Annotated in this window: 4 protein-coding genes; 3 read left to right on the forward strand and 1 reads right to left on the reverse strand. The window is 64.2% G+C overall.

Annotated features, from left to right (window positions below; all coding sequences use genetic code 11):
• Positions 1-316: 316 nt before the first annotated feature.
• A complete protein-coding gene (locus B5F40_RS14430; protein WP_087194975.1) occupies positions 317-1,252 on the reverse strand; it encodes a LysR family transcriptional regulator in 936 nt (311 codons plus the stop codon).
• Positions 1,253-1,528: 276 nt separating this feature from the next.
• Here B5F40_RS14430 and B5F40_RS14435 point away from each other — a divergent pair, with 276 nt between their 5' ends.
• The 3 genes from B5F40_RS14435 to B5F40_RS14445 are packed head-to-tail and all read left to right on the forward strand — an operon-like array spanning position 1,529 to position 5,900.
• Entirely contained in the window at positions 1,529-4,402 is a 2,874-nt protein-coding gene (locus tag B5F40_RS14435) for a molybdopterin-containing oxidoreductase family protein (protein WP_087194976.1), read from the forward strand.
• 3 nt (positions 4,403-4,405) lie between these two features.
• Entirely contained in the window at positions 4,406-5,032 is a 627-nt protein-coding gene (locus B5F40_RS14440) for a 4Fe-4S dicluster domain-containing protein (protein ID WP_087194977.1), read from the forward strand.
• A gap of 1 nt (position 5,033) precedes the next feature.
• A complete protein-coding gene (locus B5F40_RS14445; protein ID WP_087194978.1) occupies positions 5,034-5,900 on the forward strand; it encodes a dimethyl sulfoxide reductase anchor subunit family protein in 867 nt (288 codons plus the stop codon).
• Positions 5,901-6,000 lie beyond the last annotated feature (100 nt).

Consider the following 6,000-nt stretch of genomic DNA (forward strand, 5'->3'; position numbering starts at 1 on the left):
TCGGCGCGACGATTTCGCATGGATACTCTGTTCGGGGCGTGTTGGTTGCGGGTGAAGGCGGCGGCATGCGTCTTGGGGCGGGTGGCGGCTACGGAGAAGGCGATAAGTAGGGGTCCGACTCGGATGGGCTAATGCCGTCGCCTGCTGCCGTCGCGAGCAAGGCTGATCGTTTGCGGACGCTTGGCCGCCGCCGCAAGCCCCATGGCGTTTGGAATCGTGCGCTATGCGCTTTGCGCCGCTCGATGCTTTGTTGGCGCCGGCGCCGTGGCGTCAACGCCGGAGCGCTGCGCGCAACGTCCCTCGTGCGATTGGCTGCTTACAGGGGGTCGTCCTCGCGCCTCTTGCGCTTTTCGATGAGCGTTTTCGCCTCATCGATGGCCTCGAAGAGGCTCGCGAGGCGCGCTTCGTCGGTGGGCCTGAACACGAGGTACGCTGTGATGCGCGCGTCTTCGCTGGCCAGGGGCACGCATGCTCGCTGTCCCGTCTCGAGCAGCAGACCGATCTGCTTTTGCGTCCTCTTCCAGATGAGCACGCTGCCGTGCAAAGGGGTGCTGAAGAACTCCACGTCGTTGAGGGATGAGACGGGGCGCGTCTTCGGGGCGAAGCCGTGGGCGAGGCACAGCTCTTCGATCTGCTCCCATGCGGGGTTCGTTTTGTCGCTCACGAACTTTACGAGCGTCTCGTTCCTTAGATCCTCCCATTCGATGTGGGCGCGGTGCGCAAGCCCGTGATCCGATCCGACGATGGCCACGAGAGGGTTGGAGACGAATGGCCGAAAGGAGAGCTTTCGTTCCTTGAGCCTCGCGGGGTTCGCGTAATCGATGTACAGGTCGATTTCCCCCCGCTCGAGCGCGTCGAGCGCATCGTGCCCTTCGCTTCGGGCGAAAGCGAGGGATGAGCGATGGGCGTTGCGATGCATCATGGCCGTCATCGACATGAGCGTGGCAACGTCGGCATCGTCGAACCGCCCTCCTATCCTCAAGGGCCGCGCCGTTTTGATCTCATCGAGGGCGAGCTGCATTTTGTCATACTGGTTCACGATGATGCCGCACGTCTCGAAGAAGATCCTCCCTTCCTCCGTAAGCTGAATGCTTTTCCGAGTGCGTTCGACGAGCTTTGCGCCCAATTCCCGCTCGAGCGCGGCGAGGTGCTTGCTGAGTGCGGGCTGGGTCATGTTCAGATCGCACGCGGCTTCTGTGAAGTTCAAGCATTGGGCCAGCGCGAGGAACTCCCTCGCATGCTCGATGTTCATGGCTTTTCCTCCGAGTCCCCTTCCTTCTGCATTTTATCACGGTCGGGTTCGCTGGGCGCATGGCTTCGTCAGCATGCCCGTTTGGCATAGCCCTATGACAGCGAGGCATGTGGACTCGACGAACCGTCATGGCGATTCGCCTGGTCGAGCTCAAACGTTATTTCCCCATCCCTCGGTGCGCTTTCATACTTGGAGCCGTAGGAGGTGCAAGCGCGGGAAGGAGGCAGCGGGATTCGAGCTCGCGCTGCATCGGGAGACAGAGAGGAAGGAGGGGGCATGGGAAAACTCACCATGTCGCGCCGAACGTTCATGGGGCTTGCGGCTGCCACGGCAACGACCGCCGCAGTTGCGCCTTCGGGCCTTGCCGCGGCCGATGCGGCAAACGAGGCGACAGGCGAGGTCAAGCGCATCCGCACCGGGTGCCGTGGCTGTGGCAAGATGGAATGCGGGGTGATTGCGGTCGTGCAGAACGGGCGCGTGATCCGTTTGGAGGGCGATCCCACGGCCTTTCAGTCGATGGGGAATTGCTGCACGAAGTCCCAGGCGGCGGTGCAGGCTGCGTACCATCCTGACCGGCTGCACTATCCGATGAAGCGCACGAATCCGAAAGATGCCGACGATCCTGGCTGGGTGCGCATCGGCTGGGACGAGGCGATATCGACGATCGTGTCGAAGTTTGACGAGCTGCAGGCCAAGTACGGCGGCGAGAGCCTGTTCGGCATGTGCGGCACCTCGCGCGTATGGTGCATGTTCGGGGCGTCGAACGGCATGTACCTGTGGGATTCGCCCAACATCGTGCAGGCGTGGCAGATCTGCAAGGGGCCGCGCCATTTCGGCACGCTCATGTGCTCGAGCTTCGCTGACAGCTGGATGGAGACGGTGGCCCATCCGGACGTGTACGTGGCGTGGGGCGGCGCGTCGGAAATGTCTAACTACGACGATTCGTGCCGCACCACGGTGGACGTGGCCACGCGCGCGAGCACGCACATCTGCGTGGATCCGCGCGAGACGAACATGGGCAAGGAGGCCGACTACCAGCTGCATTTGCGTCCCGGAACCGACGGGGCCATGGCGCTGGCTTGGACGAACGTCATCATCGAGAACGAGCTGTACGACGATCTGTTCACGAAGAAGTGGACGAACGGACCGTTTCTCGTGTGCGAGGACTTAAAGCCGAGCGGATGGACCGAGGCGTCGCCCATCGTCATGACGCCGTTCGAGTTGAGAACCCGCCTGCTCAAGGAGTCCGACCTGGTGGAAGGAGGCAGTCCGAAGCGCTTCATGGTGTGGGACAACCTGGCAGACAAGCTGACGTACTTCGATGCCGAAACGGGTTTTTGGGAAGGCGAGGAGTGGGTTAAGCCTACGGCGGGCAAAGAGGCGCAGCAGGAGAACCTTGCGCCCGGCCTGCACCAAGGATTCGTCATCGATCCCACGCCGTTTAACCCGGAGATCGACCCTGCTCTGTTCGGAGAGTTCGAGGTCACGCTCAAGGACGGCACCGCGCACGTGGTCCGTCCTGTTTTCCAGCTGTACGCCGAACGCGCGGCCGAATACGATCCGGACACCGTCGCCGAGATCACGGGCGTTCCCGCCGACCAGATACGCGAGGCCGCGCTTGCGTACGGAACGCGGCTGCATCCCGAGACGGGTTACGGCAACGGCGGCATCCAGTACATGCTGGCCACCGAGCACGCCAACACCGCCATCCAGAACGTGCGCGCGCTCGACTACCTCACGGCCATCACCGGCAACTACGACACGCCGGCCGGCCAGCGGGCGTCGACGCGCGCTCCCATTGAAGGTGGCCAGATGGGTTTCGCGAACAATGGCTCCGGTGCGCCTATGCTCTCGCCCGGGCAGATGGAGAAGCTGCTCGGCAGCGACGACATACCGCTTCTTCAATGGTGGGGCATGTGGGCCGATGCGACCGCCACGTGGAACGCCGTGCTCACGGGCGAGCCGTATCCGGTGGTGGGTGCGTTCAACTCGTCGGGCAACTTCATGAACCAATGCAACACGGGCATGGCGTGGGAAGCGCTCAAGAAGCTCGAGTTTTACGTGGAGGCGAACCTGTGGCACACGCCGGGCGGCGGCACCTGCGACATCGTGCTGCCTGCGGCTCACTTCCTGGAGCTTTCGAGCCCGCGCTCGTCGCAAGGCGCGTCGGGCGCGATGGGCGCCACGGTGAAGTGCATCGAGCCGCCCGCCGAGGCGAAGTTCGACGGCGAGATCGTCGAGATGCTGTACAAGGAGAAGGGCGTTCCATACAACATCGTTCCCGGCTTTCCGGAATACCCCAGCGTGGAGGAGATGCTCGACATGGCGGTGGCGGGCTTCGAGCCGCAGGGTTGGAAGGCGTTCGAGGAACGGTTCCAAGAGCATGGCTGGTGGGATTGCAAAGAGGTCGAGCCCGAGCTGTGGGGGACGTATCGCCGTTACGAGACGGGCGCGAACCGTGCGCGCAACGCGGGAGGGTTCGTCGGCAGCCAAGGCGACTGGCTCCCCGGGTTCTATACGCCCACCAAGAAGATCGAGATCTGGTCGACGGTCATGGAATCGTTCCATCCCGATGGCCAGTGGAATCTGCCCACCTACACCGAGCCGCCTCACAGCCCGGTGAGCGATCCCGACATGTACGCCGAGTATCCGCTCATCATCACAACGGGGCGCCGCATCCCCGTGTACTTCCATTCCGAGCACCGGCAGCTGCCGTGGTGCCGGGAGCTGTGGCCGGCACCACGCGTGGAGATCAACCCGATCGACGCCGAGCGGTACGGCATCGAGCAGGGGGATTGGGTGTGGATCGAGACGCCGTACGGGAAGATCCGCGAAGTGGCCGATCTGTATTACGGCATCAGGGAGGGGACGATCAACTGCGAGCATCAGTGGTGGTTCCCCGAGCTCGACCAATCCGGCGGCGGGCATGAGCTGTGTGCAGTGAATCACCTGATCGATCCATGGGCGCGCGATCCCCATTGTGGAGCGTCGAATCTGCGTGCGTATCTTGGGAAGATCTACAAGGCAACGCCGGAGAACTCTCCGTTCGGCAACCCGGTGCCGTGCGGCCACAACGGCGTCGAGATCATCCACGACGCGTCCGATCCGCGCTTGAAGGAGTGGCTGCCCGTCTACGAGGGAAGGGAGTGAGGCATGACCCAGTACGCTATCGTCACCGATGTGAATCGGTGCGTCGGTTGCCTCGCATGCTCGGTGGCGTGCAAGGCTGTGAACAGCGTGCCCGTGGGCAGCTTCTGGAACAAGGTGCTGCGCATCGGGCCGAACGCCCCGATCGGCGGGGCGGGCGATCCGTCGTCGTATCTGTATTTCCTCACCGTGCAGTGCCAGCACTGCGCCGACCCCGAGTGCGTGAAGGTGTGCCCCACCGAGGCGAGCCACATCGCCGCCGACGGCACTGTGCAGATCGACAAGTCCAAGTGCATCGGCTGCCAGTTCTGCGCGATGGCCTGCCCCTACAACGTGCGCTACCTCAACGAGGAGGAGGGCGTGGTGGAGAAGTGCACCCTCTGCGAGCAGAAGATCGCCCAGGGCGAGCTCCCGCAGTGCGTGTCGCAGTGCGGCGGCATGGCGCGCTTCTTCGGCGATCTGGAGCAGGGATTGGAGAGCTTCGAAGGCGCCGAGAACGGCGGGGAGCGCATCAGGCTCGGCGAGTTCGCCCTGCCGTTCGACGAGTCCGACGTGCATCATCTGCCGAACGTGGGGAACAACCCGTCGTTTGCGTATATCTTGCGCGGCCACGAATGGATGGGAGGGGAGTAACGTGGAGCTGCAGTGGCCTTTGATCATCTTCACCACGCTGGTGGCGTGGTCGGCTGGCGTGTTCGGCGCCCAGGGGGCGCTCGCGATCGGCGGGCATGCCCGCCGATCGCAGATGCCGCTTTTGGCGACATCGGTCGTTTTGCTGGCCGTGTCGGGCGTTGCGGTGTTCTTCCACCTCGAGCACTGGGAGCGTATCTTCAACGGGTTCGGTCACCTCTCGTCCGGCATCACCCAAGAGTTCATCGTGATTATGGTGTTCGCGGCGGTTGCGGTGACGTACTTTGCGATGCTGCGCCGCTCGGGCGATGGGACGGTGCCGAAGTGGGCGGCCTGGCTCGCGGTTGTCGTCTCGGTGGTGCTGGTTGCGGTCTGCGCCCATTCTTACGTGATGGCAGCGCGTCCCGCATGGGATTCGGTGCTTGAGGTGCTCTCGCTCGTCGGCGCATCCCTGCTCATGGGGCCCGCCATGTGCGGTGCCGTGATGGGGCTGCGCGGCGACGACGCCTCGGCGCTGGGGCTGCCGGCCGTTGCGGCCGCGGCGGCGGGCGCCCTGCTCATCGCCGCCTTCGCCGTCTTCTTACAGGTGTCTGCGGGCTCCTTCGTCGACGTGGGCTATTACTTCGACCCGACCAGTCCAACGGCGGGCATGGCCGGCGCCGCCTCCGTTGCCGCCATCCAAGCGCCCCTGCTGTGGGGCGGGGCCGTTGCCTTGGGCGGGGTAGCGCCCTTTGCGGCCGTGCTGGCCGCATGGCGCTCGGGCTCCTGGAGGCTCTGGGGTCCGGCCGCCGTGGCCTGCGCCCTTGTCGGTGCCGTCTGTCTGCGCGTGGTCTTCTACGAGCTGGGCCTGAGCGTGTTCATGTTCTACTAGGTTCGCTCTCGTCGGCGGCGCTATGGGGGCGGGGGGCGACTCCCGCCTCGCCGGCCGGGAGGGCCATCCCCTCTCGTCGAGCTGTCTCTAAAACACATCT

The sequence above is a fragment of the Gordonibacter sp. An230 genome (assembly GCF_002159915.1).
Taxonomy (GTDB): Bacteria; Actinomycetota; Coriobacteriia; order Coriobacteriales; family Eggerthellaceae; genus Rubneribacter.

Excerpts from the sequence above, each read along its gene's own strand:
- B5F40_RS14440 (WP_087194977.1), top strand. The coding sequence starts at position 4,406 with ATGACCCAGTACGCTATCGTCACCGATGTGAATCGGTGCGTCGGTTGC.
- B5F40_RS14430 (WP_087194975.1), bottom strand. The coding sequence starts at position 1,252 with ATGAACATCGAGCATGCGAGGGAGTTCCTCGCGCTGGCCCAATGCTTG.
- B5F40_RS14435 (WP_087194976.1), top strand. The coding sequence starts at position 1,529 with ATGGGAAAACTCACCATGTCGCGCCGAACGTTCATGGGGCTTGCGGCT.